20 protein-coding genes and 1 pseudogene are annotated in these 25,296 nt (G+C 53.0%); 10 read left to right on the top strand and 11 right to left on the bottom strand.

The window, feature by feature from the left end; translation table 11 throughout:
* The 3 genes and pseudogenes from NR201_RS08295 to NR201_RS08285 all read right to left on the bottom strand — a co-directional run.
* A pseudogene (locus tag NR201_RS08295) lies at window positions 1-227 on the bottom strand (hypothetical protein); the annotation flags it as partial.
* 26 nt (window positions 228-253) lie between these two features.
* Entirely contained in the window at window positions 254-2,110 is a 1,857-nt protein-coding gene (locus tag NR201_RS08290) for a phospholipase effector Tle1 domain-containing protein (RefSeq protein WP_060679120.1), read from the bottom strand.
* Between the two features lie 4 nt (window positions 2,111-2,114).
* Window positions 2,115-2,597: a PAAR domain-containing protein gene (locus tag NR201_RS08285; protein WP_256844098.1), complete on the bottom strand. Its 483-nt coding sequence runs from the start codon at window positions 2,595-2,597 to the stop codon at window positions 2,115-2,117.
* A 203-nt stretch (window positions 2,598-2,800) separates the two neighbouring features.
* On the opposite strand from NR201_RS08285, the gene NR201_RS08280 reads away from it, so the two are divergent.
* The 3 genes from NR201_RS08280 (at window position 2,801) to NR201_RS08270 (ending at window position 6,613) form a co-directional block, all read left to right on the top strand.
* Entirely contained in the window at window positions 2,801-3,274 is a 474-nt protein-coding gene (locus NR201_RS08280) for a TetR family transcriptional regulator C-terminal domain-containing protein (protein ID WP_256844097.1), read from the top strand.
* Window positions 3,275-3,746: 472 nt separating this feature from the next.
* Window positions 3,747-5,132 (top strand): diaminobutyrate--2-oxoglutarate transaminase, encoded by a 1,386-nt coding sequence (locus NR201_RS08275; protein WP_022624771.1) that lies wholly within the window; start codon window positions 3,747-3,749, stop codon window positions 5,130-5,132.
* Between the two features lie 14 nt (window positions 5,133-5,146).
* Window positions 5,147-6,613: an aspartate aminotransferase family protein gene (locus NR201_RS08270; protein WP_010247242.1), complete on the top strand. Its 1,467-nt coding sequence runs from the start codon at window positions 5,147-5,149 to the stop codon at window positions 6,611-6,613.
* Between the two features lie 152 nt (window positions 6,614-6,765).
* Here the strand turns inward: NR201_RS08270 and NR201_RS08265 are convergent, their stop codons facing one another.
* The gene (locus tag NR201_RS08265) at window positions 6,766-7,641 is read right to left on the bottom strand and encodes a LysR family transcriptional regulator (RefSeq protein ID WP_256844096.1); all 876 of its coding nucleotides are present in this window, start codon (window positions 7,639-7,641) and stop codon (window positions 6,766-6,768) included.
* 169 nt (window positions 7,642-7,810) lie between these two features.
* On the opposite strand from NR201_RS08265, the gene NR201_RS08260 reads away from it, so the two are divergent.
* On the top strand, window positions 7,811-8,815 hold the full coding sequence (locus tag NR201_RS08260) for a nitronate monooxygenase family protein (protein WP_060679112.1): 1,005 nt from the start codon (window positions 7,811-7,813) through the stop codon (window positions 8,813-8,815).
* Between the two features lie 387 nt (window positions 8,816-9,202).
* Window positions 9,203-9,337 carry a hypothetical protein gene (locus NR201_RS08255; protein ID WP_254920067.1) on the top strand — a complete coding sequence of 45 codons (135 nt, stop codon included), beginning with the start codon at window positions 9,203-9,205 and terminating at the stop codon, window positions 9,335-9,337.
* A gap of 279 nt (window positions 9,338-9,616) precedes the next feature.
* On the opposite strand, the gene NR201_RS08250 is transcribed toward NR201_RS08255, so the two are convergent.
* Complete coding sequence (locus tag NR201_RS08250) at window positions 9,617-10,930, bottom strand: MFS transporter (RefSeq protein ID WP_256849630.1); 1,314 nt, start codon at window positions 10,928-10,930, stop codon at window positions 9,617-9,619.
* A gap of 207 nt (window positions 10,931-11,137) precedes the next feature.
* Between NR201_RS08250 and NR201_RS08245 the strand changes: the two genes are divergently transcribed.
* Entirely contained in the window at window positions 11,138-11,449 is a 312-nt protein-coding gene (locus NR201_RS08245) for a VF530 family DNA-binding protein (protein WP_256844109.1), read from the top strand.
* Window positions 11,450-11,522: 73 nt separating this feature from the next.
* Here NR201_RS08245 and mqo read toward each other — a convergent pair whose 3' ends face one another.
* Entirely contained in the window at window positions 11,523-13,172 is a 1,650-nt protein-coding gene (mqo, locus tag NR201_RS08240) for a malate dehydrogenase (quinone) (protein ID WP_256844094.1), read from the bottom strand.
* Window positions 13,173-13,523: 351 nt separating this feature from the next.
* Between mqo and NR201_RS08235 the strand changes: the two genes are divergently transcribed.
* The gene (locus NR201_RS08235) at window positions 13,524-15,113 is read left to right on the top strand and encodes a sensor histidine kinase (RefSeq protein WP_010670312.1); all 1,590 of its coding nucleotides are present in this window, start codon (window positions 13,524-13,526) and stop codon (window positions 15,111-15,113) included.
* The gene (gene dcuR / locus NR201_RS08230) at window positions 15,110-15,829 is read left to right on the top strand and encodes a two-component system response regulator DcuR (protein ID WP_009093030.1); all 720 of its coding nucleotides are present in this window, start codon (window positions 15,110-15,112) and stop codon (window positions 15,827-15,829) included. The genes NR201_RS08235 and dcuR overlap by 4 nt, the downstream gene beginning before the upstream one ends.
* Here the strand turns inward: dcuR and NR201_RS08225 are convergent.
* Complete coding sequence (locus tag NR201_RS08225) at window positions 15,823-16,785, bottom strand: FAD:protein FMN transferase (RefSeq protein ID WP_256849629.1); 963 nt, start codon at window positions 16,783-16,785, stop codon at window positions 15,823-15,825. The two genes, dcuR and NR201_RS08225, sit on opposite strands and share 7 nt — an antisense overlap.
* 63 nt (window positions 16,786-16,848) lie before the next feature.
* Window positions 16,849-19,629, bottom strand: a complete 2,781-nt coding sequence (locus tag NR201_RS08220; RefSeq protein WP_031592419.1) for a flavocytochrome c — start codon at window positions 19,627-19,629, stop codon at window positions 16,849-16,851.
* 588 nt (window positions 19,630-20,217) lie between these two features.
* Here NR201_RS08220 and NR201_RS08215 point away from each other — a divergent pair.
* The gene (locus NR201_RS08215) at window positions 20,218-21,726 is read left to right on the top strand and encodes an anion permease (RefSeq protein WP_010247273.1); all 1,509 of its coding nucleotides are present in this window, start codon (window positions 20,218-20,220) and stop codon (window positions 21,724-21,726) included.
* 156 nt (window positions 21,727-21,882) lie between these two features.
* Window positions 21,883-23,529, top strand: a complete 1,647-nt coding sequence (fumA, locus tag NR201_RS08210) for a class I fumarate hydratase FumA (protein WP_022624760.1) — start codon at window positions 21,883-21,885, stop codon at window positions 23,527-23,529.
* Between the two features lie 154 nt (window positions 23,530-23,683).
* On the opposite strand, the gene NR201_RS08205 is transcribed toward fumA, so the two are convergent.
* The 3 genes from NR201_RS08205 to NR201_RS08195 are packed head-to-tail and all read right to left on the bottom strand — an operon-like array spanning window position 23,684 to window position 24,982.
* Complete coding sequence (locus tag NR201_RS08205; protein ID WP_050482690.1) at window positions 23,684-24,115, bottom strand: hypothetical protein; 432 nt, start codon at window positions 24,113-24,115, stop codon at window positions 23,684-23,686.
* Complete coding sequence (locus NR201_RS08200) at window positions 24,112-24,480, bottom strand: DUF2778 domain-containing protein (RefSeq protein WP_033768483.1); 369 nt, start codon at window positions 24,478-24,480, stop codon at window positions 24,112-24,114. Before NR201_RS08200 ends, NR201_RS08205 begins: the two co-directional genes overlap by 4 nt.
* Window positions 24,481-24,490: 10 nt before the next feature.
* On the bottom strand, window positions 24,491-24,982 hold the full coding sequence (locus NR201_RS08195; RefSeq protein ID WP_256849628.1) for a type VI secretion system tube protein TssD: 492 nt from the start codon (window positions 24,980-24,982) through the stop codon (window positions 24,491-24,493).
* Between the last annotated feature and the right edge of the window lie 314 nt (window positions 24,983-25,296).

Below are 25,296 nucleotides of genomic sequence, written 5' to 3'. Positions count from 1 at the left end.
ACCCGGTTATTCCATATCTGAGTTGTATCCGGATCCCCTGGAGTGCTGTCCAGCGTTCTGTAAGTGGATACAACTTTTTCGTTGTCGATAATCAGCGCTTTTGTCACAACCGCCGGTAAGGCCCGGGGAGTGAAAAATGCAAAATCAACTTCACCGTAGGGCATTTCGCCGGTGTCTTCCGGCGCCTGTGCCTCTCCAGCCCGGCAGCCGCTGACCATCACCAACATCAGCAGGGGAAAAAGTGTTTTCAGCCTCATACCTTCTTCCCGTCCATGCTGTAGACAGAGCGTTTCCACTGCTCATCCGGCCGGTTGATAAAGCCAATCAGCTCAGAGGGTGATGCGCCCCCGTGAATCAGACCGTCCGTATTGACCACGATGGCATTCCAGTTGGCCGAACAGTGAATATACTTCTCCGCAATCACGTCCAGCTCATCCTGACTGAACGCCTGTGGCGTCTGACCGCTGCGTGCTGCCTTACCCATCACCAGCGCTTTGTCACACAGGGGAGACAGTTCATCAGAAAGAGTCATGTTCGGATTAGCCGGGTCGACAGAGTCAAACACCACCCCGGCTTCCCGTGCGGCCTCAAGCATCACCCGCAACGCCACGCGTGACCAGTCGTTTCTGACGGTCCTTCCGCGCATGGTCAGCGCCGCAAAGCTGCGCTTCTGCATCTGGCCGTACCGGTCCGGGGGGAGCCGGGCGTCATGCCAGGTTTCTGCCGATATTTCATTTGTCCGCAGCAGCGGGGCCAGACAGGGCGATTTATCCAGGGTCTGCAACTGTGCTACTGCCTGCCGGTAAGCCTGCGTCTTCTCACCGGGCTGGCTGTACGGCACCGTCTCCGTTGCCGGGCGGGTCAGGAAAAGGTCTTCTCGTGTGACCGGCAGATAACCGCCGCCGATATCGGAATGCACGCCGGGCAGCGCCAATTCCGGCCAGGCCGGTTTAACGCTGTTTAGCGCAAAGTTAAAGCGGCACTCGTTCGCGGCGGTGATGTGAAAGACCTTCTCCGCCACACCGGGACGCAGGGTGAGTTTCACGTTCCCGGTATCCGCACTGTGCGGGTTCAGGCCATTAACCGGCGTACCTATCGCAGCAACGGTATCAAAGATGCCGATGAAGCGGGTCTTTCCTGAAGGAGAACCATTGAAAGTGATGCCCGTCATGGCCTGGCGGATGGCGCTGATAATGGCCGGGTCTTCTGACTGGATGCGGTTGGCAAAATGACGGGCTGCGGCTGCTCCGCGACTAAAGCCAAAGATGTCAAACTGAAGACAATTTATAACAATCTCACAGCCTGATTTGCTTCGTATATCCTCTGCAGCGTCTGAAATAGCTTTCACTAACTGAGATACGGCGTGGTTGGTTTTAGCAGCAACCCCTGTGTCGGATATACCAAATCCCTGGCCCAGCTTGTTGTCGGGTTTACCGGCTTCGGTACCAATACCATCAATGTAGATGCCTACCTGAACATCTGAATCTTTACCGGATATGGTTTGTTTATACAGTGTGCTCAGCCAGTGAATATTGGTGTAGTACCCGGTATAGCTGGTTGCGCCTGTACCCGACACGCCAAAATTTTCACGGGCGCATTTTGCCAGAATGGACTCGGCTTCCGGATCGTTCAGGTTGTAATGACCTGCGGTATAGGCCTTCAGCATGTTCTGCGTGTTAACGGCATTGTTGCCGGTACCGTCGAAGAACACGCCTATCGTCAGCGTGATCTCCCGTTTCTTTTTCTTTGCCGCCTGAGCATGTTGTTCCGGCTCCGGAGCGACTACCGGTGCCATCCGGGCTTTTGCCGCCGAAAGCTGCGGTATCGTACCAGGGGCAATCAGAAAATTGGTTCCCTGCGGGCATCCGCAACGGATCTCTGAGCCATCCACCGCCACAGCGGCGCTGTTTGAGTGCCGGTGATCGCCACTCACAATGATCCCTACTTCCCCGCACTTTGGGCAGGGGGTGGTTTTGTCACCGATATAGAGTTTCAGCAACCCCATGACCGACATACCGGGGCGGGTCGCGATACACTGCGCCCCTGTGGAAGTCTTATCCCCGTGCAGACCGACGTTTTTACCGTGAATGATACAGCCTCTTCGGGTCATCGGCTCAGCCCTCTGCCGGTAAAAAATCAGCATCCATCGGCAGACCTTTCAGCTCATTCAGCGTACATCCCGCCTGCGGGGTGCTGATAATCACATCACCGTTACTCAGCCGGCTGCCGACCAGCGCGATACTTTTACCGCCTTTCTGGAATTTCGCACCGCTGCCGGTGACAATCCGGGCGGTGGTGCCGTCAGGATAAACCACCTCATCACCTTCCAGCGCAACGCTGACCTTCTGTCCGTCCTCAGGCGCTATTTCAGAGCCGTTCCAGGCTGCACATACCACCCCGCCGCGGTGTGTCAGCGCCCCGTCAACCGCGATCCGGTAAATCGCCACCACCGGATGTTCAAGCAGAAATGCCTCCTGCTCTTCAACTGTCTGACGGGCACCTTCAGGCATCCCGGCCTTTTTCTCCGTCGAAAATGGCGGACGCGCCAGTAAGGCAGCTAATTCCGGGGTCAGTACGTTGGTATATTGCGGTTCCATGTCAAATCCCTTTTTTTCCTGTGATAAACGCGTCAGCAAAAGCTATGCGACGGCAGGCATCTCCCATAATGAGATACTGCAGGTTTACACAGGAATGATGGATATAAATTGAGCACAATCAATACAGCACGAGACATTAGTCATTAAAAGAATATAAGCCGGTCTATGTCCCGTCTGATAAAGCTTTAGGGCATTTTCGCTATGTGAACTGGATTATTAACCCGCCCCTGACGCAGCGATGGCTTCTAGTCCGGCAATGGCTGTGTATTCCTCCCATTTGTTGCCGCTGGCCTGTCCGGCGGCTGCTTCAGCTCTCTACAGAGTCAGCATCCTTAACAAAGCAGTGGCTGCTTAATCTGTTCGAAAGTCATCTGCCGAGCGCACCGGATGCAACCTGGCAACTTTATGCTTCATTCTGGCAGATGGCTGCGCATCACGAAGCCTATGCCGCGCTGGCAGAACAGATGACGGCAGCGTGGCAGGCGCTGGTGGAGGAGATAATTCGTGACGGCGTCACAGATGGAACGCTGCGTTGTGCCGATATACCGCGCACCGCCCGGCAAATCAGTGCGATGCTTAACGGCTATGCCGATTTGCTGACCATCAATCCGTCGGAGAAAAAGGCAAGCGAAGGGATGGCTGACTTAAGGCAGTTTATTGATCATCTCCTGTCGTAACGTGGATCTGACGCGTTATAAAGGCTTTAACAACGCCAGATTTTAATTAAATGTTAATAAAAGGTTTATTATTTTAATTGGTCTGCGCTTTTTACCCGCTATAAATGCAGCTTCTTCAGTCAAACTGACTTATGCTTTTTCCATCTGAAAAGGCCCCTTTTTGATAGCGTTTTGCCCCGGAAACAGCTATTTACACAGATTATTATCATTGACTTAGCACGCCCCGCGCCGGGTAAGCTGGTGTTTTTACGCCACTTATTAACTACGGACTAGCGAAGCGGCAATAATGTATACGTTCACAAACTCACCAAATGATTGATTCCTATAGCAAAGAATCTGTTATCTGCCGATAAAATTAAACATTGAGTCGGACCTTAAAAACACCTATATTGGCCGCGCTTAAAACACATACCCCAATTTAAATACATTTATTCAACTGCGACGCTACGCCCGTCCCGGTTGTAGGAGAGATATGATGACGGATAAAGTCCGTATTGATAGTTTGAATGCACAGAACTTAAACGCAACCAATGAAACCTATTTAGCCCGTCAGGCTGAATTTGAATCAAACGTTCGAAGTTATCCTCGCAAATTGCCGTTCGCGATTGCGAAAGCACAGGGTGTCTGGATCACAGACGTCGAGAATAATCAGTATCTCGACTGTCTTGCAGGTGCCGGAACGCTGGCATTGGGTCATAACCATCCAGACGTTCTGCAGAGCATTCAAAATGTCATTACCAGCGGCTTGCCGTTACATACTCTTGATTTAACCACGCCGTTAAAAGATGCGTTCTCTGAGTACCTGCTCTCGTTATTACCGGGTCAGGGCAAAGAGTACTGCCTGCAGTTTACCGGCCCGTCGGGCGCGGATGCCGTTGAAGCGGCGCTGAAACTGGCGAAAAAACACACCGGTCGTTCCGGCATCATCAGCTTCTCTGGTGCGTATCACGGCATGACCCACGGCGCGCTGTCTGTTACCGGCAACCTGTCACCGAAAGAAGCCGTCGACGGCTTGATGCCGGAAGTGCAGTTCATGCCTTATCCGCACCTCTACCGCTGCCCGCTGGGCATTGGCGGTGAAGCGGGCGTGAAAGCGCTGACCTACTACTTCGAAAACCTGATCAACGACGTTGAGAGCGGCGTTCGCAAACCGGCAGCCGTCATTCTGGAAGCGGTTCAGGGCGAAGGCGGTGTTAACCCGGCTCCGGCTGAGTGGCTGCAGCGCATCCGTAAAGTGACCAAAGAGCATGGCATTCTGCTGATCATCGACGAAGTGCAGGCGGGTATTGCCCGTACCGGTAAATTCTTCGCCTTTGAGCACGCCGGTATTGAGCCGGACATCATCGTGATGTCAAAAGCGGTCGGCGGCGGTCTGCCACTGGCGGTACTGGGCATTAAGAAAGAGTTCGACGCCTGGTCTCCTGGCCACCACACCGGCACCTTCCGTGGCAACCAGCTCGCAATGGCGACCGGCCTGACTACGCTGAAACTGCTGAAAGATAACAACATCGCTGACAAAGTTGCTGCACAGGGCGAATGGCTGAAAGGCAAACTGGGCGAGCTGCAGCAGCGCTACCCGGTAATCGGCAACGTGCGTGGTCTGGGACTGATGATCGGCATTGAGCTGGTGAAACCTGACGAAGCCGCTGATCACATGGGCAGCTTCCCGGCAGACGGCGAGCTCTCCGCGCTGGTACAGAAAAAATGTTTTGAGAACGGCCTGATTCTGGAGCGTGGCGGACGCCACGGCAGCGTATTACGTCTGCTGCCTTCCCTGCTGATCACAGATGCAGAACTGGACGTGTTTATGGATAAATTTGAAAACGCCCTGCTGTCAGCTGGCGTGAAACCAGTTTGAGTGGAGTGAATGCAATGTCCCGGTTAAACCCGATTCTGGCGGCCTCAGCACAAAGTACCGAGGCCTACCAGCAGGCGATTGCCCAGAGTAGCGCGGCCGTCGTGAAGTGGCTGGAACAACCTGAGATGTATCAGGGAAAAACCGTCGCAGAGCTGCGCGAGCGCATTAAGCTGGACTTCAATCCTCAGGGCCTGGGCAACCAGGCCGCGATTGAACGCGCCATTGAGTACTTCCTCAAAGACAGCCTGTCGGTTCATCACCCGCAGTGCGTGGCGCATCTGCACTGCCCGAGCCTGGTTATCAGCCAGGCGGCGGAAGTGCTGATTAACGCCACCAACCAGAGTATGGATTCGTGGGACCAGGCACCTTCAGCCACTCTGATTGAGATGAAGCTGATTGAGTGGCTGCGTTCCCAGGTCGGTTATCAGTCCGGCGACGCGGGTGTCTTCACCAGCGGCGGCACCCAGAGCAACCTGATGGGTCTGATGCTGGCGCGTGATGCCTGGTTTGCCCGCCAGGGTCATTCTGTTCAGCAGGATGGTTTAACCGGCGATCTGAAGAAGATTAAAGTCTTCTGTTCAGAGAATGCGCACTTCTCGGTTCAGAAGAACATGGCGCTGCTGGGTCTGGGCTATCAATCCGTAACGCAGGTGAAATGCGATCGCTTTGCCCGCATGGATATGGATGACCTGCGCCACAAGCTGGCAGCCTCCAAAGCCAACGGTGAAAACATTCTGGCGATTGTTGCCACGGCGGGTACTACCGATGCCGGTGCGATCGATCCCCTGCGTGAAATCGCGGCGCTGGCGGCCGAAGAGAACATCTGGGTGCATGTCGATGCGGCCTGGGGCGGCGCGCTGTTGCTCTCAGAAAAGTATCGTGACTATCTGGATGGCATTGAGCTGGTCGATTCCATTACCCTGGACTTCCACAAGCAGTTCTTCCAGACCATCAGCTGTGGTGCTTTCCTGCTGAAGGAAGCGCGCCACTATGAGCTGATGCGCTACCAGGCGGCCTATCTGAACTCTGAGTTTGATGAAGCGCAGGGTGTGCCGAATCTGGTATCCAAATCCCTTCAGACCACCCGCCGTTTTGATGCACTGAAACTGTGGATGGGTCTGGAAGCACTGGGTCAGAAACAGTATGCCGAAATCATCGATCACGGTGTGACACTGGCGCAGCAGGTTGCACAGTACGTTGATGAGCAGCCTGCGCTGGAGCTGGTGATGAAACCGCAGCTGGCCAGCGTACTGTTCCGCTATCGTCCGGCGCATCTGGCGCACTTCAGCAGTGCGGATATTGCGTTGCTGAATCAGCGCATCGGTGATGCCCTGCTGGAATCGGGCCGCGCCAACGTTGGTGTGACCGAGTTCGATGGCGTGACCTGCCTGAAGATGACCCTGCTGAATCCGACAGTGACGCTGGAAGATATCAAAGTGTTGCTGACATTGGTGGAAACCACGGCACAGCAGCTGGTGTAAATACTGGAAATAGTGGCGTTAAGGTCACTATCAGAGGCGCCTCAGGGCGCCTTTTCTTTTTCTGTGTTTATCCCTTTCATTCATCGGTGAGGCTACAGTGCCTGTGCGCTGGTTTGCCGGACACCTCTGCCTCTGACCCTTTTGTGTAGCCCCTATCCGATCTTGTATTGACTCACCCATTCGGCACAAAAATCCAGATACGCGAGTGTGATGGCTGAAGGATGTTTGTGCCGGACATAGACCAGATGTAAGGGCATCGAGTGAGTCGGATAATCGGACAACAACCGCACCAGCTTCCCGCTCTCCACATCAGGTTTCACTAAAAAATCAAACAACAGCGATACCCCGGCACCGCTCAGTGCATAGTGGCGCAGGCCCTGCGTGTTGTTCGAGGAAAAAAACGGCTCAAATTTTACCTTCTCGTCTCCGGATACCCACTCAAAGGAACCACTGTTAAGCCCTTCCCAGCTGGCTATCGGACACGTCGCCAGCGCCGCCAGCGTCTGCGGATGTCCAAAGCGTTCAGCCAGTTCAGGCGTGGCAACAAACCATGCCTCGACATTCATAACCGGTTTGGCAATCACATCTTCGGTATGCAACTCGCCCAGCCTGAGTGCCACGTCAATGCCATCTTCAAACAGATCCACCACTCTTTCCCCTGAGTGGCAAAACACTTTGATATCAGGATAGCGTTGCTGAAACGCATGCAGCAATTCCCACCAGATGGTGAAGTCAGGCGGCACCGATATTCGCAGCTTGCCCGCCAGTTTGTGCGCAGACCTGACCGTTTTGGTGGCCTCTTCCAGCAATTCAAGGCCAGGTCGCGATTGCTCAAAGAACTGTTGTCCTTTATAGGTCGGCCTGACCCCTTTCTTTGATCGCTCCAGCAACTGTACACCTAGTGCCTGCTCCAGCTCGTTCACTTTCCGCACCAGCGTAGAGATGGGGATAGTTGTTCTCTCACTTGCCGCTGAAAAGCTGCCTGCCTGAACGACTGCAATAAAGAGTTTTGTCGCGTTGAGATCCATTATCTTTCCATATCTGGCAAACATGTACCCAATTCTGACCATTTACTTCTTATTTTCAACTATTAAACTCCCTGTTTTGGCTAAGAGAATAAAAATAAAACGGCCCGTAAAAAATTCTTATTTCTAACGAATAAGTCTGGCTACACCGTATCCGGATAAGGAAAAAGCGATGAAAAACCGTGTGACAGAAATTCTGAATATTCGCTATCCCATTATTCAGGCACCCATGTACTTTCTGACCAATGCAACGTTTGTTGCCGCAGTATCAAACGCAGGCGGATTAGGCATAATTGGCCCCAACGCCGGGCAGGATACATTGCCGGACTCTCGTTTCATGGCGCTGGAGCGCATGCGTGAGCAAATCAGAAAAACCAAACAGCTGACCGATAAACCTTTTGGGGCAACCCTGATCAATGGGCCGGATATGAGTTTCTGGCGGCCAACAGCTGAAATGTTTGTTGAAGAGAAGGTAGAGGTCGTTTTAGTTAATGAAGTGCTTGATGCCGAAATATTCGATTTTCTGAAACAACATCGCATCAAAATCCTTTATCGCGCGCTGACGCCTGACGTTGCCAATTCACAACAGGCCGAAAAACTTGGCGCCGATATCATTGTCGCCACGGGATTTGATGAAGGCGGCACCGTGCCATCACGCATTATCGGAACGTTCAGCATCGTGCCTATGATCGCTGACAGTGTGAAAATTCCGGTGCTGGCGGCAGGCGGCATTGGGGATGTGCGTGGCGTGCGTGCAGCCATGGCGTTAGGTGCAGAAGGCGTCTGGATAGGCAGCCTGTTTTTAACCGCGCAGGAGAACCCGGCGGATGAGAAGGTTAAACAGCTGATTGTTTCATCGAGTGCAGAAGATCTGCTACTTTTTCGCACCCTGCCCGCTTATTACCGGACATTGCCAACGCCGCTCAGCCCCAGGCTGGCAGAACTTGATGCGCACGGCGCTGACCGTGAAACCCTGTTCACTGCAATGAATGGCTACCACTCTTTATGGCAGGCGATGCGACTGGGCAATCTTGACAAAGGCGTTGTTTCGACAGGCACCGGCATCTCGATGATCAAATCGGTGCGAACCGTTGCAGCCATCGTCGCCGATCTGGCACAAGATTTCATCACTCAGCCGGAGAAACAGAAATCTGACGACACCGTTCTCAGTCTGTAATCTGTTTAAAGTTAGGGATGACTGCCGCCACCAGCGGGATCCGGTTGTCGGATGAGTCCCGACCGGGTCCAGCGTGCTGCCCGCAGTGTTCAACTGTGGGCCGTTATTCAGCTTTTCCTCTTCACAGCCTGAAGCCATACAGGTTCAACCCTTTTCAGTCAAACAGACACAAGATAAATTAACAGCTTTTATTCCCTCATTTAGATTTCGTTTATTTAAGAATTTGCATGACGCCTTTATTTCAGCAGAGTCAGGAAAACCGCATCGCGATCAATATATAAAGATTTTACTTCAGCCATAATTAATCAACACTCACGTTAAGTCACTGATAAAATTGAGTAACATATTACAGATAAGAATAGTTTAATTTCACAGGAATTAACGCTTATGCTCCTGCGTAAAATAGTTATCATTCTTCTCGGTATGATTATGGCTGCTGTCATCATTATTGCCGACAACCATGCTCATAAAGTTAATTGCCGCGATCAGGTTTTCAGTTTGCCATCATCGCAAAGTGAATGACCTTGTCTGAATCCTTCTCTCCAGCATCCTCTTTGGCTTCAGACCTGTTGGCGGTGTTGATGACGCGAGAAGGTCAGTGACGTTGATCCGGCTGAATCGCTTACGGAATAAAACCCTGTTACATCGGCCTGAACAGAGCGGCACGTTACGCCAGTGATATTACAGCTGCATTTCTGATAAGCAGGCTGGTTTGTTGCCCTTCCCGGCAGACCTGTCAGTAAAAAAGGCTGCATAACACTTATGCAGCCTGAATTTCCCGCTCAGCTTGCTTGCCGACACTTAGCGCGACGGTGGCTCATCCAGTAGCCGCAGATGATCATCTTTGTTCAGGGTCATCAACGCAACAATACTGACCAGCGCAGTCACCATCACATACCAGGCGGGGATATCGGGATTACCGGTCTGTTTAATCAACCCGGTGATGATCAATCCGGCACAGCCGGAAAACACCGCGTTAGAAAGCGAATAGGCCAGACCCAGTCCGGTATAACGCACCCGCGTCGGGAACATCTCTGCCAGCATCGCAGGTCCCGGTCCGGCCAGCAACCCGACCACTCCGCCCGCGATAAACACCACCAGCGCTTTCAGCAGCAGCCCGGTGCTCTCTGCCTGAAGTATGTTAAGCAGCGGCAGAGAGAGCACCAGCAGCAATACCGCCGCCGTCACCATCACCGCACGGCGGCCAATCCTGTCACTCAGCATCCCGGCCGGGATGATGGTGGCAGCAAAGCCCAGGTTCGATATCACCGCAATCAGCAACGCCTGGTTAAAACCGGTGTGCAGCGATGCCTGCAGGTACGTCGGCATAATCACCAGCCAGGTGTAACCGGCCGCCGACCAGATCATCAGCCGACAGATACCGAGCAGGATCGTTTTAAGCGTATCGCCAAGGCTGGCGTCAACTTTTGCAACGGGTTTTGCCTGCTGCTGAATAAACGCCGGGGTCTCCTCCATCTGAACCCGCAGCCAGAGCGCGATAACACCCAGCGGCAGGGCAATGAAGAACGGGATGCGCCAGCCCCAGCTCAGCATCTGCTCCGGCGACAGCAGCAGCGAGAGCAGCGCTACGATGCCCGCGCCTGCCAGCAATCCCAGCGCCACAGTAAAAGATTGCCACGATCCATAAAGGCCCCGCTTACCGCGCGGTGCAAACTCGGTCATCAGTGATACCGCCCCGCCATACTCACCCCCCGCGAACAGGCCCTGCAGAATACGCAGACCGGTCACGATCAGTGGCGCCAGGATGCCCAGCTGGGCGTAGGTGGGCACCAGGCCGATAGCCGCCGTCGCCAGCGTCATCATGATCAACACAAATATCAGCGTGGGTTTGCGCCCGATGCGATCACCCATCCGGCCGAAAATGATTGCACCGAGTGGACGGAAGAAAAAGGCGATGGCGAATGACGCATAGGTCAGCAGAAGCCCGGTCAGCGCTGACTCCCCTTCCAGCCGGAAAAAGTTCTGCGCTATCACGGTGGCAAGAAAGCCATAGACGGCAAACTCATACCATTCAATGAAATTACCTACCGAACCGGCAATCAGAGCACGTTTACGGCTGGCGGAGCTGAGCAGATTATCGACGGGCACAGACATGGCAGGGGATCCTTTTTGAGCATCATCAGTCGCTTATGATTAGCACAATCGCCGCACGCCTGCGCACTCTTCTGCCTGTCACGTTAACTCAGACACATAAATCTGCGCTTAACGCGCCACGGCATGCCCTTTTTCACCTTCACGCCTTGCACAACGGCTTTACGATTGTCAGGATGTGCGGCATTGAATGAATCAGGCGGATAGATGATGAACGCACAAACCTCAAAAGATCCTCTGCATGGCGTAACGCTGGAGATGCAGATAAACAGTTTAGTCGCGCAGTATGGCTGGGCGGAGCTGGGAAAACGGATCAACATTAACTGCTTTAAAAGCGATCCGAGTGTTAAATCAAGCCTGAAGTTTTTGCGGCGCACGCCCTGGGCGCGGGCTGAAGTCGAAGCGCTTTATCTCGCCTCGTTAAAAGAGAAACCGGCCTACCGCGAAGCACCGTCTGAAGAGGCGGATCAAGCACCCGCAGAAGATCCCTGGGGCAACTGGCGCGGTAACCAGCCGGAGTAACGGGCAGACAACGCGGCAATAAAAAAGCCCGCGCAGGATAACCTGTGCGGGCTTTTTTTACGTCAGGTCGCTGTTACAGCGCCATGTCGTGCTTCGCTGAAGGCGCTGCCTGCTCAGGCTGTGCTGCTGGCGCCTCGGCTGCTTTGCCATCCATGTTGATAACCGGCGGTGTGGTCAGCTGCAGAGTCGCAGCGGTGTCATTCCATACCTGCTGCAGCATCGGCACGTTGTCATTCAGTTTCTGACCGTAGCCTGGGATCATCTTGTGGATCTTAGCCTGCCATTCCGCTGACTTAAACTCTTCCGGGAACAGTTTCTGCATCACGCTTAACGCGATAGGCGCAGCGGTCGATGCACCAGGAGAAGCACCCAGCAGTGCCGCCACGGTTTTCTGCTGATCGGTCACAATTTCTGTACCCAGTTTCAGCACGCCACCTTTGTCAGCATCTTTCTTGATGATCTGTACGCGCTGGCCGGCCTGAATCAGTTTCCAGTCCTCTTTCTTCGCGTCCGGGTAGTACTCTTTCAGCGCTTCGAAGCGATCTTCTTCTGTCAGCATCACCTGGCCAACCAGGTATTTCACCAGGTCGAAGTTATCCATACCCACGTCGGTCATTGGCACGATGTTATGGGTAGTGGTGGTGCTCAGCAGGTCAAACAGTGAACCATTTTTCAGGAACTTGGTTGAGAAGGTCGCGAACGGTCCAAACAGCACGACGCGTTTGCCATCCAGATAACGGGTATCCAGATGCGGAACGGACATCGGTGGTGCACCGGTAGACGCCTGACCGTAGACTTTCGCCAGGTGACGAGCGGCAATCGCCTTGTTTTCCGTTACCAGGAATGAACCGCCGACCGGGAAGCCTGCATAGTTTTCCGCTTCCGGGATGCCGGTTTTCTGCAGTAATTTCAGCGCGCCGCCGCCAGCACCAATAAAGACATATTTCGCGTCAACCGCACGCTCGTTGCCATTTTTGGCATCTTTAATGGTGACGTGCCACGAGTTATCACCGTTACGTTTGAAATCGGTGACTTCAGACGAGGTTTCCAGACGGAAGTTGTCATTCTTCTTCAGGCTGCCGATTAGCTGACGGGTAATTTCACCGTAGTTTACGTCGGTGCCAACTGGCGTCCAGGTTGCGGCCACTTTCTGCTGAGGATCACGACCTTCCATCACCAGCGGTGCCCACTGCTCGATCTGCTTGTGATCGGTAGAGAACTTCATGCCCTGGAACAGCGCGGTTTTCTGTAACGCCGCATAGCGTTTAGTCAGGAAGTCGACGTTGTCGCCCCAGACGAAGCTCATGTGTGGCGTTGAGTTGATGAAAGAGCGCGGATCGTGCATCACACCCTCTTTGACCTGCGAACTCCAGAACTGGCGTGAAACCATGAAGGCTTCGTTAATTTCCAGCGCTTTCGTCACGTCGATCGAGCCGTCTTTACGCTCTGGCGTATAGTTCAGCTCCATATTGGCTGAGTGACCGGTACCGGCGTTGTTCCAGCCGTTAGAGGATTCCAGTGCCACACCATCCAGCTTCTCAACCATGATCTGTTTCCAGCCAGGCTGCAGCTCTTCCAGCATGGTGCCCATTGAGGCGCTCATGATGCCACCACCAATTAACAGGACGTCGGTTTTTTCTGGTGAAGTTTCAGCATGCAGTGCTGAAGAAACTAACAAGGCCGCGAGGGAAAGAGTGGGGATAGCTTTCTTTGAATTCATCATTTTAATCTACAGCTCAGACGGTATTGGTTAAAAAAAGTCCTTAAAGTTTAAAATAATGTTATTTGTGAGTTAATGTGAAAATAGTTATAAAATTAAAAATAGCAATTTAGCCTTAATTTAATTACAAAAGGCTTACCGAATTGCTCACATATTTTAACCACACATTAAGGGTGTCCTTTGAATTATACAATCCCCTAACACAAATATTGTTCTCCGGCGATTGCCCGCGCGCAGACCGCTAAAACTGTACTGATGCGGTCAGTTAGCGTATGTTTCCGGGCGATCTCCCACCCGTGCTGAACGCCAATGACAAGCCAACCACAGAACCGACATGCCGTGACTAAACGACCCATGAAACTCAGTACCCTGACCACCCTGATGATGACTGCAGTTATCGTCACCGTGCTGCTCGCTGTCCATCTGCTCTATTTTGTGCAGATCGATAACTTTGCTCAGTCGCATCTTAAAGATAAGGCGATGGCAGTGGCACGCACTCTGGCAGACAGCCCTGAAGTGCAGCGTGGGTTACTGTTACCGGACGGCAGCAGCCAGATTCAGCCACTGGCTGAAGCCGCGCGCAAACGCAACGGCCTGCTGTTTGTGGTGGTGACGGATATGCGTGGCATTCGCTTTTCACACCCAAACGCGGCGGTGATTGGCAAACATTTTGTCGGCAACGATATCTATCCGGCCCTCAGCGGGCGGGAAAATGTGGCGGTAAATCACGGCGTGCTGGTAGAGGCACTGCGCGTATTTACCCCGGTCTATAACGCAGAGCATCAGCAGATTGGCGTGGTGGCGATCGGCATCGCGCTGAATGATGTGGCGGCGCAGATTGCCAAAAGCCGCTGGAACATCGTCTGGACTGTCTTATTTGGCGGTCTGGTTGGTCTGCTGGGGATTCTTATTCTGGTCAGGCGCCTGAAGAGCATATTACTCGGGCTGGAGCCGCACGAAATTTCCAGCCTGTTCGAGCAGCGTCAGGCGATCCTCAATTCTATTAAAGAGGGTGTGATTGCGGTCGACGATGAGTCGCGCGTCAGCCTGATTAACCACGCGGCGCAGCAGCTGCTGCATGAGACCACCCGCAAGATGCCATTAAGCGGCGATCTGATTGCTGAGGAGAGCGTGATGCACCGCCATCAGCAGGATGCGCTGCATGCGGGCAAAGCCTGGCACGATCAGGAGCTGACGCTGGGTAATCGCATCCTGATCAGCAATACCGTGCCGGTTCGCAGTCGTGACCGCATTATCGGCGCGGTGACCACCTTCAGGGACAAGACCGAAATCAGCCAGCTGATGCAGCGTCTGGACGGCATGGTAAACTATGTAGACGCGTTACGTGAACGTTCCCATGAGTTCATGAACAAGCTGCATGTCATTCTGGGCCTGCTGCATATGAAAAACTATGCGCAGATGGAAGAGTACATCCTGAAAACCGCCAACGCCTATCAGACGGAGATTGGTTCGCTGCTGCAAAAGATCAAATCGCCCATCATTGCGGGTTTCCTGCTCAGCAAAATCAACCGGGTGACCGATGAAGGCCATCAGCTGATTATCGATGAGGCGAGTTTTCTGCCCGACTGCGGCAGCGAGGAGCAGAGCGCGGTACTGATTACGGTGCTGGGCAATTTAATTGAAAATGCGCTTGAGGCGCTGGATCCGGAAACCGAAGGGGAAATCCACCTCATGCTGCATTATCAGAATGGCTGGTTAGCCTGTGAAGTGAGTGATGACGGACCCGGGATCGACGGTACGCAGCTCAGCGCCATTTTTGAGCGTGGCGTCTCGTCAAAAGGCGAAGATCGCGGTGTCGGATTGTTTCTGGTTAAGCAGCAGACCGAAAGCCTGGGCGGCAGTGTCAGTGTCGAGTCGGAACCGGGTGTATTCACCCAATTCTTAGTACAACTTCCGTGGGAGAGAGGAATGATTACCCAATGATCAATGTGTTAGTTGTCGATGATGACGCCATGGTAGCCGAGCTGAATCGCTGTTATATCGGGCAGATCCCAGGCTTTACCTGCTGCGGCACCGCCTCAACCTTACAGCAGGCCAAAGAGCGGCTGGCGCAGGCCGAACCTCAGGTTGATCTGATCCTGCTGGATATCTATATGCAGCAGGAGAACGGTCTCGACCTGTTGCCGGAACTGCGCAGCGCAGGACGTCCGGTTGACGTGATTATTATCTCGTCAGCAGCAGATGCCGCCACCATCAAAACCTCACTCAACTACGGTGTGGTGGATTATCTGATCAAGCCTTTCCAGTTTGCCCGCTTTGAAGAGGCGCTGACTGGCTGGCGACAGAAAAAATCGCTGATGGATAATCATCAGTTCTATCAGCAGTCGGACGTTGATCAGTTGTTGCATGGCAATCCGCCGGGGGCCAGCGAGCAGAAGCGACTGCCGAAAGGATTAACACCGCAGACGCTGCGCACGCTGTGTCTGTGGATCGACGCCCATCCGGGTACCGAGTTCTCCACCGACGAACTGGCAACCGAGGTGAATATCTCTCGCGTCTCCTGCCGCAAGTATCTGATCTGGCTGGCGCAGATTAATATTCTGTTCACCAGCATTCATTATGGGGTCACGGGCCGTCCGGTTTATCGCTATCGCCTGCAGCCGGAGTATCACACTTTACTCAAACAATATTGTCAGTGAACCAGCCGGTAATCGGTGTCCAGTAACTGAAAAGAAAAGTGACGTTGTGACGAGCAGATCACCTGCCTGTCACGGGTCACAAATATCGCTTCAATGCCCGGTTGCTCCGCCAGGCAGGCAATGCCCTGTTCAACGCCGAGGCCGTAAAGCAGCGTGGTGTAGATGTCGCCATCCAGTGAACGGTCAGAGATCACGGTGACGCTCAGCAGGTCGTTATCCAGCGGATAACCGCTTCGCGGGTCGAGGATGTGGTGATAACAGACGCCATCCAGCTCGAAATAACGCTCATAGATACCGGATGTCACCACCGAGCGATTATTCACCCCGATCACCCCGATCAGCTCATCGGCCTCACCAAATGGTTTTTTCAGGCCGATTGCCCAGCCCGCCTCTTCTGGCGGCGCACCCACCGTCTGCACATTTCCGCCCAGATTAATCAGCGCACTGCTGACCTGCTGCTGGCGCAAGAATGCCTGCACAACATCGGCGATATAGCCCTTGGCGATGGCGCCCAGATCAATCTCCATCCCCGGCCGGGCCAGCATGACACTGCGGCTTGCGTTATCAAGAATAACGTCATGCGGATTCGTCAGCGCTATGCGCGCCTGAAGTTCTGTCTCTGATGGAACATGGTGGCCCTGAAAGCCGATTTTCCAGCACTTCACCAGCGGGCCGATAGCCAGATTAAACAGGCTGTCGGGCAGCAGGCTCACCGCATGCGCGCAGGCGATCAGGTCAAACACCGGCTGACTGACGACCACCGGATGCTGCCCTGCCGCGTGATTAATCGCCATCACCTCAGACGCCGCACGGTTAACCGTGAAGCGATTCTCCTGCTGTTTAATCAGGCGGAAGACCTGTCCGGCCAGGGTCTGATTATCGTCGAAGAGTTTGAGCAGGATGGGTGAACCCATTAAGACAGCGGAGTAAGCATAGACACGCGCATCAGTTAACATAGGCGACTCTGCTTTAAAGAGAAAAGAACGGCATCCGCAGAGCGCGGATGCCGGAGACGACCCTTAACGTCGGGCGTAAGCGGCGGCGTTACCACCGGCCAGAATGCCGAAGATAATGATATCGGCGACTGCGTTACCGCCGATGCGGTTCGCGCCGTGAATGCCGCCAACCACTTCGCCACAGGCCCAGGCGCCGTTAATCACCTGTTTCTGGCTGTCCAGCACCGCGGTGGTGGTGTCGATGGTGACGCCGCCCATGGTGTGGTGTACGCCCGGTGCAACACGAATCGCGTAGAACGGCGCTTCACTCAGAGGATGACGCAGCGCGGTCTGGCGACCGAAGTCTTCATCTTTCTGCATGATAACGAAGTTGTTGTAACGGGCCAGCGTGGCTTCCAGCGTATGATGCTCACTCATGTTGAGCTTCACCGCCAGTTCCGCCACGGTTGGCGCGCTGACCACAAAGCCTTTGGCGATATATTCGTCAGCCGCTTTGTTATTCATCCGCACCTGCTCGTCAAACACAATCCAGGCACTCTTCTCTGGCAAGGCGATAATCTGCGCCGAGACTTTATCGCGGGTTTCCATTTCGTTGTAGAAGCGCTCACCCGCCTGACTGACCAGGATAGCACCGCCGCCACGAATGGATTCGGAGACCAGATAAGAGGTGGTCTGTTCAACCGTTGGATGAATCTGGATTTCGCCCATATCCACGGTACCGGCACCAATTTTTTCCAGCATGGCAATACCGCTGCCGGTGGCGCCTTTGTGGTTGGTGGTGACAAAGCCATCGAGTTCAGGGCGATATTTCACTACCAGTTCACGGTTCGCACTGAATCCGCCGGTCGCCACAATCACGCTTTTCGCGTTCAGGATACGGCTGTCGTTGTACTCATCGACCACTCTCACACCCGCTACTGCGCCGTTCTCATAAAGGATTTCTGAGACTGAGGTTTCAAGCAGGACTTCGATGTTGCGGCTGTTGATGTTTTTAACCAGACCGCTGATCAGGAAGCCACCCACCGCTGAACGATCCGCCGGACGGTGGGTACGATCGATGCTCATCCCGCCGGTAATGGTGATGTCGTTAAGCTCAATGCCGTGATTCGCCAGCCACTCAATCGCCTCCGGCGCCAGCTCTACAAACTCACGCAGCAGCACCGGATTATTTTTAAACTGACCGCCTTTCAGCGTCTCCTCGTAGAACAGCTCTTTGCTGTCTTCGATGCCTTTGAGTTTCTGGAAACGGGTTTCCGCGGCGTTCATGCCCACTGAGGCTTTAATGGTGTTACCGCCAATGGTCGGCATCTTCTCGATGATGACCACGCGCGCTCCTTCATCGTGCGCCTGAATCGCCGCCGCAAGGCCGGCACCGCCGCTGCCCACAATCACCACATCGTAATTCTGCGGTGCGTTAGGGTTGCCGCCCTCTTCAATCACATGCTCTTTGCTGGAGGTGGTCAGCGCGCGTGAAACCGCTTTTTTCAGCGCCTCACTCTGGGTCGTCGCACCGGTAATCGCATCGACGTGTGGGCTGTTGGCCACCAGGATGCGGCTACGCAGGCTTTCAAAGGTAGTAGTGAAGTCCACATCCAGGGTGTCATCCGGCACCAGCGAGATGTCAGTGATACGGTCAGTATCCAGCGTGACGTTGATTTTCAGTTTCAGCGCTTCGGCTTCGACTTTTTCCTGATAGACGCCCGCTTTGTATTTACGGCCCGATTCACTCATGTCGCGGATCATCGCATCGACCAGGGAGAAGCGCCACAGCGGTTCCGGGATCTGCAGCTCTTCACGTTTGTTGCTGTCGATGTAGAGATCGAGGTGTTCGTTATTGATGATGCGGTCAGCCCAGTTCGGATAAGCGATACAGGCTTTACCAATCGCCACCAGATCGTAGCCTTTCTCCAGCGCCAGCTCGGCATCGGCTTTATTGACGACGCCGCCAACGCCAATCACCGGCACTTTTGCCAGCACAGGCGAACGCATCGCGACGAACTTCTCAATCAGCGGCGTCGGATCCTGGGTATCAACAATTGACGGACGCAGCAGCTGACCTACCGAGAAATGGACGTAATCGAGTCCACGCGCCGCCAGTTTTTCCAGCAGATAGAGCGTGTCGTCAAAGCGAATGCCGGGCACTTCGATCTCTTCCGGCGAGAAGCGATAGCCGATGATGAAAGAGTTATGGGCGAAGCGCTCAGCCATCTTGTGGGTGATTTCCAGCACTTCCAGCGGGAAGCGTGCGCGGTTATCGCGGCTGCCGCCCCACTTGTCATCGCGCTGGTTAGAGTTCGGCGAATAGAACTGCTGAATCAGGTAGGTGTTAGCACCATGAATTTCGACGCCATCGAAACCGGCCTTGATAGCGCGGTTCACCGCATCACCAAATTTGGTGATCATGGTTTCGACTTCTTCGGCGCTCAGCGCCAGGGGTTTGGTTGCCCCTTCACGCGGTGCCGCGATGGCGCTTGGCGCAACCGGCGTTTTGCCACCAATCAGCTCCGGTTCCACCATACGGCCGCCGTGATAGATCTGCAAAATGGCTGTAGAGCCTTCAGATTTAATCGCGTCCGCTATGCGTTTCAGACCAGGGATTTTGTTGTCGCTGTCGATAGCAATGGCACCCGGAAATGCCGGGCCACGGTTGTCAATGAAGCAGCATTCAACGATCACGGTTCCGATGCTGCCTGCACGTGCGCGATAGTACTCAACCAGCTCACTGGTGACCGTACCGTCATAAAAGCCGGTACAGGTGGTCATCGGTGCCATTACCAGTCGGTTTTTCAACACAGCGCCATTAGGCAGGGTCAGTGGATTAAGGATGGGGGTGAGAGATTTCATTGCGATAAACTCCAAGATTTAAAAGTCTGGAAATTTTTTAGCGGACGCAAATTATCGCTTAATTAAGTGGTCCGATGTCATGAGACTAATATACCCTTTTCTTTGCTTTCATAAGCGATAAATTTACTTTTTTAACTTTTAAATGATTTAGAGTTTTTATTTGCCGAATGCATAAAGTGAAGTTATATTAATTGTTAACCATGGGTAACCAAAAATCAACCATTCGTTTACATAAAAAATAAATCGTTTATCATCATGCAGTTAAAGCAAGGCATTCAGTTTGCGTGAGCTGGTTATTTGTCGACCAGCTTCACAGAACTGTCAAAATGTCGATGCCGTAAATATAAATAAAAAATAAATGTTAAAAATGGGGAATAATGAATTAATTTCTTTGATCTGGATCAAAATCTATATTTGCAAAAATCGCATCATATTTACATGGATTTAAAAATGCAGCTCAATAGCTAAGCAGTCGATTAAAAAATCAGTGCATCGCGGTTTATTCACACTATTAAGAATAAGAAAGAAAGTCATCAGTGAAGGTCCGGGGCGCAAATCGCATTCTTCTTAACTTGCAGATAAAATACTATGAAACCACTCTCAGCTGTAACTGAACCCCCAAAAGTCGCACCTGCGGCGCCGGGTAAAAAGAAAGCTATCATGCTTGCTCTGCCGGTGCTCGTTGCCGTGTTGCTGTTGCTGGTGCCCACACCAGCCGGACTCGAACCCTACGCCTGGCACTTCTTCGCCATCTTCGTCGGCGTGATTGTCGGATTGATCTTTGAACCCCTGCCAGGCGCGGTGATCGGCCTGACCGGCGTGGTAGTCATCGCGCTGTTCAGCCAGTTTCTGCTCTTCAGCCCGGCTGAACTGGCTAACCCGAAATTCAAAGTCGCCAGTGAGTCGTTCAAATGGGCGGTAAGTGGGTTCGGCAACTCCACGGTCTGGCTGATCTTCGGTGCCTTTATGTTCGCCGCAGGTTATGACAAAACGCAGTTTGGTCGCCGCCTGGCCCTGATTCTGGTGAAGTATCTGGGTCGCCGCAGTCTGACGCTGGGTTATGCCATTACCTTTGCTGACCTGCTTCTTGCGCCCTTTACGCCGTCAAACACCGCGCGCAGTGGCGGTACCATCTACCCGATTATTGCCAACCTGCCGCCGCTTTACGGCTCTAAACCTAACGACCCGAGCGCCCGTAAAATCGGTTCCTATCTGATGTGGGTAGCGATTACCGCGGCCTGTATTACCAGCTCAATGTTCCTCTCTGCGCTGGCACCCAACCTGCTGGCACTGGCACTGGTAAAAAGCATCGTCGGTTTTGATATCTCATGGGGCATGTGGTTCCTGGCCTTCCTGCCGCTGGGTGTGCTGCTGATTCTGACCATGCCGCTGCTGGCTTACTGGTTCTACCCACCTGAAGTTAAAATCAATGATGAAGTGCCGAAATGGGCCATCGCTGAACTGGAAAAACTGGGCAGACTGACCCGCAATGAAATCCTGCTGCTGGTGTTTGTAGTCTGTGCACTGCTGATGTGGATTTTCGCCACCTCGTGGATCGAACCTGCCATGGCGGCGCTGTTGGTGGTCGTTCTGATGTTGTGGACCGGCGTACTGACCTGGAATGACATCACCAGTAATAAACCGGCCTGGAACACCTTTGCCTGGTTCGCCACCCTGGTGGCACTGGCCGATGGTCTGGCCCGCGTTGGCTTTATTACCTGGTTAGGTAAAGAGGGTGGCATGCTGCTGCAGGGTTATGACCCACAGGTTTCGGCCGTGGTGCTGTTAATCGCCTTCTTCCTGCTGCACTACCTGTTTGCCAGTACCACCGCACACACCACCGCGCTGTTACCGGCCATGCTGACCATTGCAGCCTCCATTCCGGGCATCAATATGCCGGTCTTCTGCCTGATGTTATGTACCTCTCTGGGTGTGATGGGCATCATCACGCCATACGGTACTGGTCCAAGCCCGATTTACTACGGCAGCGGTTATCTGCCTACCAAAGACTACTGGCGTCTGGGAACCATCTTCGGTGCCATCTTCTTAGGCTCCATGATGCTGATTGCCTATCCGTGGATGGTGTGGTTGTTCTGACGGATACAACATGCAGATCAACGCGTTATAAGATACCATTCCTGCACTTCCCCACCGCACCCGCGGTGGGGAAGCATAATAAACAATTAATTCGCCTATGATGTTGCGCCCCGCAGCCTGTCCGCGGAGGTTCAGCCGGTCATTAAGTGAGAAAAAATGTCGAACAAGCCTTTTGTCTATCAGAACCCTTTCCCGCTGTCCCACGAAGATACCGAATACTATCTGCTGAGTCGTGAGCATGTCTCCGTCTCCGAGTTTGAAGGTCAGGAAATCCTTAAAGTCGATCCGCAGGCGCTGACGTTACTCAGCCAGCAGGCGTTCCACGACGCCTCTTTTATGCTGCGTCCGGCCCACCAGCAGCAGGTCGCCTCCATCCTTGATGACCCGGAAGCCAGCGACAATGATAAATATGTCGCCCTGCAGTTTTTAAGGAACTCTGAAATTGCCGCCAAAGGCGTGCTGCCAACCTGTCAGGATACCGGCACCGCGATCATCATGGGCAAAAAGGGCCAGCGCGTCTGGACCGGCGGCGGTGATGAAGCTGCGCTGTCACAGGGTATCTACAACACCTATATCGAAGATAACCTGCGCTATTCGCAGAATGCAGCCCTGGATATGTATAAAGAGGTGAATACCGGCACTAACCTGCCAGCGCAGATCGACCTCTACAGCGTGGATGGCGATGAGTACAAGTTCCTCTGTATCGCCAAAGGTGGCGGTTCCGCCAATAAAACCTATCTCTATCAGGAAACCAAAGCGCTGCTGAGTCCGGGCAAGCTGAAAAATTACCTGGTGGATAAGATGCGTACCCTCGGCACCGCAGCCTGTCCGCCCTACCATATTGCGTTTGTCATCGGCGGCACCTCGGCAGAAAGCACCCTGAAAACCGTGAAGCTCGCCTCAACTCACTATTACGACGGGCTGCCCACTGAAGGCAACGAGCACGGTCAGGCGTTCCGCGACGTTCAGCTGGAGCAGGAACTGCTGGAAGCGGCGCAGCAGCTCGGTCTGGGTGCGCAGTTTGGCGGCAAATATTTTGCACATGATATCCGCGTGGTGCGTCTGCCACGTCACGGCGCCTCCTGCCCGATCGGCATGGGCGTCTCCTGCTCGGCTGACCGTAACATCAAAGCGAAGATTAACCGTGAAGGTATCTGGATTGAGAAACTGGAAGCCAACCCAGGCCGCCTGATCCCGGAAGCACTGCGTCAGCAGGGCGAAGGTGAAGCGTTGCAGGTTGATCTCAACCGCCCAATGGAAGAGATTCTGGCGCAACTGTCCGCTTATCCGGTTTCAACCCGCCTGTCACTGACCGGCACTATTATCGTGGCGCGCGATATTGCACATGCAAAACTCAAAGAGCGCATCGATAACGGCGAAGGATTACCACAGTACATCAAAGATCATCCGGTCTATTACGCTGGCCCGGCGAAGACGCCTGAAGGTTATGCTTCTGGTTCACTCGGCCCGACCACTGCCGGTCGTATGGATTCCTACGTGGATCTGCTTCAGGCACACGGCGGAAGTAAGATCATGCTGGCCAAGGGCAATCGCAGCCAGCAGGTGACGGATGCCTGTCATAAACATGGCGGCTTCTATCTCGGCAGCATTGGTGGACCGGCAGCGGTGCTGGCGCAGCAGAGCATTAAAAGTCTGGAATGCGTGGAGTATCCCGAGCTGGGAATGGAAGCGATCTGGAAAATCGAGGTGGAGAACTTCCCTGCCTTTATCCTGGTCGATGACAAAGGTAACGACTTCTTCCAGCACATTGAGCGCGCGCACTGCGCGAAATGCGTTAAGTAACGAAAAAGACCTTTAATCGAACTGCCTCCGAAAGGCAGGACGCAGGAGATTTTAAAAATCTCCCCGGCTAATCAGTTTAAGGTTGGCCGGGGAACTCAACATAAATTCGCAACTCTTTTATCTGACAACTTTTCCCGGGATGGCTAACCCCCCTTCAGAACTCACGGGAAAGTGTCAAATATCCGTTGAATCGGACAGAGCACTCATCGTTATTTAGTATGCTGGAGACAATATATACATTTTTTGCGCCTTTGAGGTTGGTATAGGTGTATTTAACCGTCAGGTTCATTGCGCCGTTATTGTGGTAAATATCGAAGTAATCTTTGAGCAAGAGACCTTTACCTGTTTTAGCGTCTTTCTGCGCAAACTGATGCGCTAACGCATCGGAAACGAGGGAAAGATTTAGCACTTCAACTATTGTTTTATCTCGCTCAATCCCATTAACACCTTCTTTGGTTATAGCAGATAAGAGCATCTCCTCGGCATAATGACCCCGAGCGGCGCATTCACTGCCAGGTGTATCTGCTGTGTAACCAGCGAACGGTAACAGGGCCAGGGCCAGACTCAGCACATAATGATTAATCACCGCACCACCTCCAGAATTGCGCCGTAATCTTTACTAACCAGTAAGCGTGTTGATGGTCCCATAATTATGCAGCCAGCAGAGGCAAAACCTCTGATGCCGTGGCGTTTGTCTCCGTGCATCCTGAATGTACCCATATCACGATCATAAGCGTTGACGCTGAGCGGAACCAGGGTAATTGTGAGTGGGCCTTTGCTGGTTCCGGCACTGCCGATTCTCCAGGTTCCTCGCGGGATTGGACCCATACCACGAACCTGCTCGCGGTCAGGATTATTTTTGTTTGTAAGAATACCAGAGTAGCCTGTTTCAATTAACTTGCCATCGCGATATAACTCACCCGTACTTTGTTTATAAATCCATTTAGCCATTGTGATTTCCTTATGCTGTTTTCTGCTCTTCCAGGCTATCGGTGTGTTTAATATTGCCGTCTGTATAATGCCAGTCTATTTGTTCATAACGCAGCCCGACATGCTCTACGTGACCGTGCCTTTCAAAATCCGGGTCTTTGGTATCGAACATAACCGTCACGACGTGACAAACCTTCACATTCTCGAGTTTCGTTACGAAATACTCCTCTTCCTGACCGTTGTAATTGATGCGGTAGAAGCTGAACACTGCTTTTGCTAGCGTTTCCCCTGTTGTTAGCGCTTTATACAATTGCGGCGATGCGCTATCAATAGTTTTTTCAAAAGTATAAGCCTCATGTTGCCGCGCGCCTGTCACTGCACCTGTTGTGTCGTCCGTTGGAATAAATAAATTATGCTGCATCCCAGTTACCTCAATGCTTCCTTCGCGTTCAGTGACATCGACAGAGCCTTTTATTAATTTCCCTTCTTCATCGTAAAGCCACAGATATACTGGTATAGCCATTTAACACACTCCTTTGTCATATGAAGAGTGATAGTATCCTCCGCCTGCGCTCCCATTATGAAATGCTGAATGACATTTAATTAATGGCAATCAATAAAAACGCATATATTCCTCCATTTTCGGTCTGCTCACGCATCCTATCTTTGCCCTCAGGACACCCTCTTTTATTGTAATCTGAACTTAACCGGGCTGAAGCTAATGAGACGCAGACTGATGCGTTCAGAGTTATAGTGGGGAGCCCAGTGTCTATGACCTTCCTCTGCATAACTAATACTATCTGACTCCTCCAGAATGAAGTCCAGGGATTAAAGCGT

The organism is Pantoea sp. Fr-CA_6 (assembly GCF_024520895.1).
In the GTDB taxonomy this organism is placed as follows: Bacteria; Pseudomonadota; Gammaproteobacteria; order Enterobacterales; family Enterobacteriaceae; genus Pantoea; species Pantoea agglomerans.
Note: the sequence above shows the minus strand (reverse complement) of the source record. Positions and strands in the feature narration are given on the sequence as shown.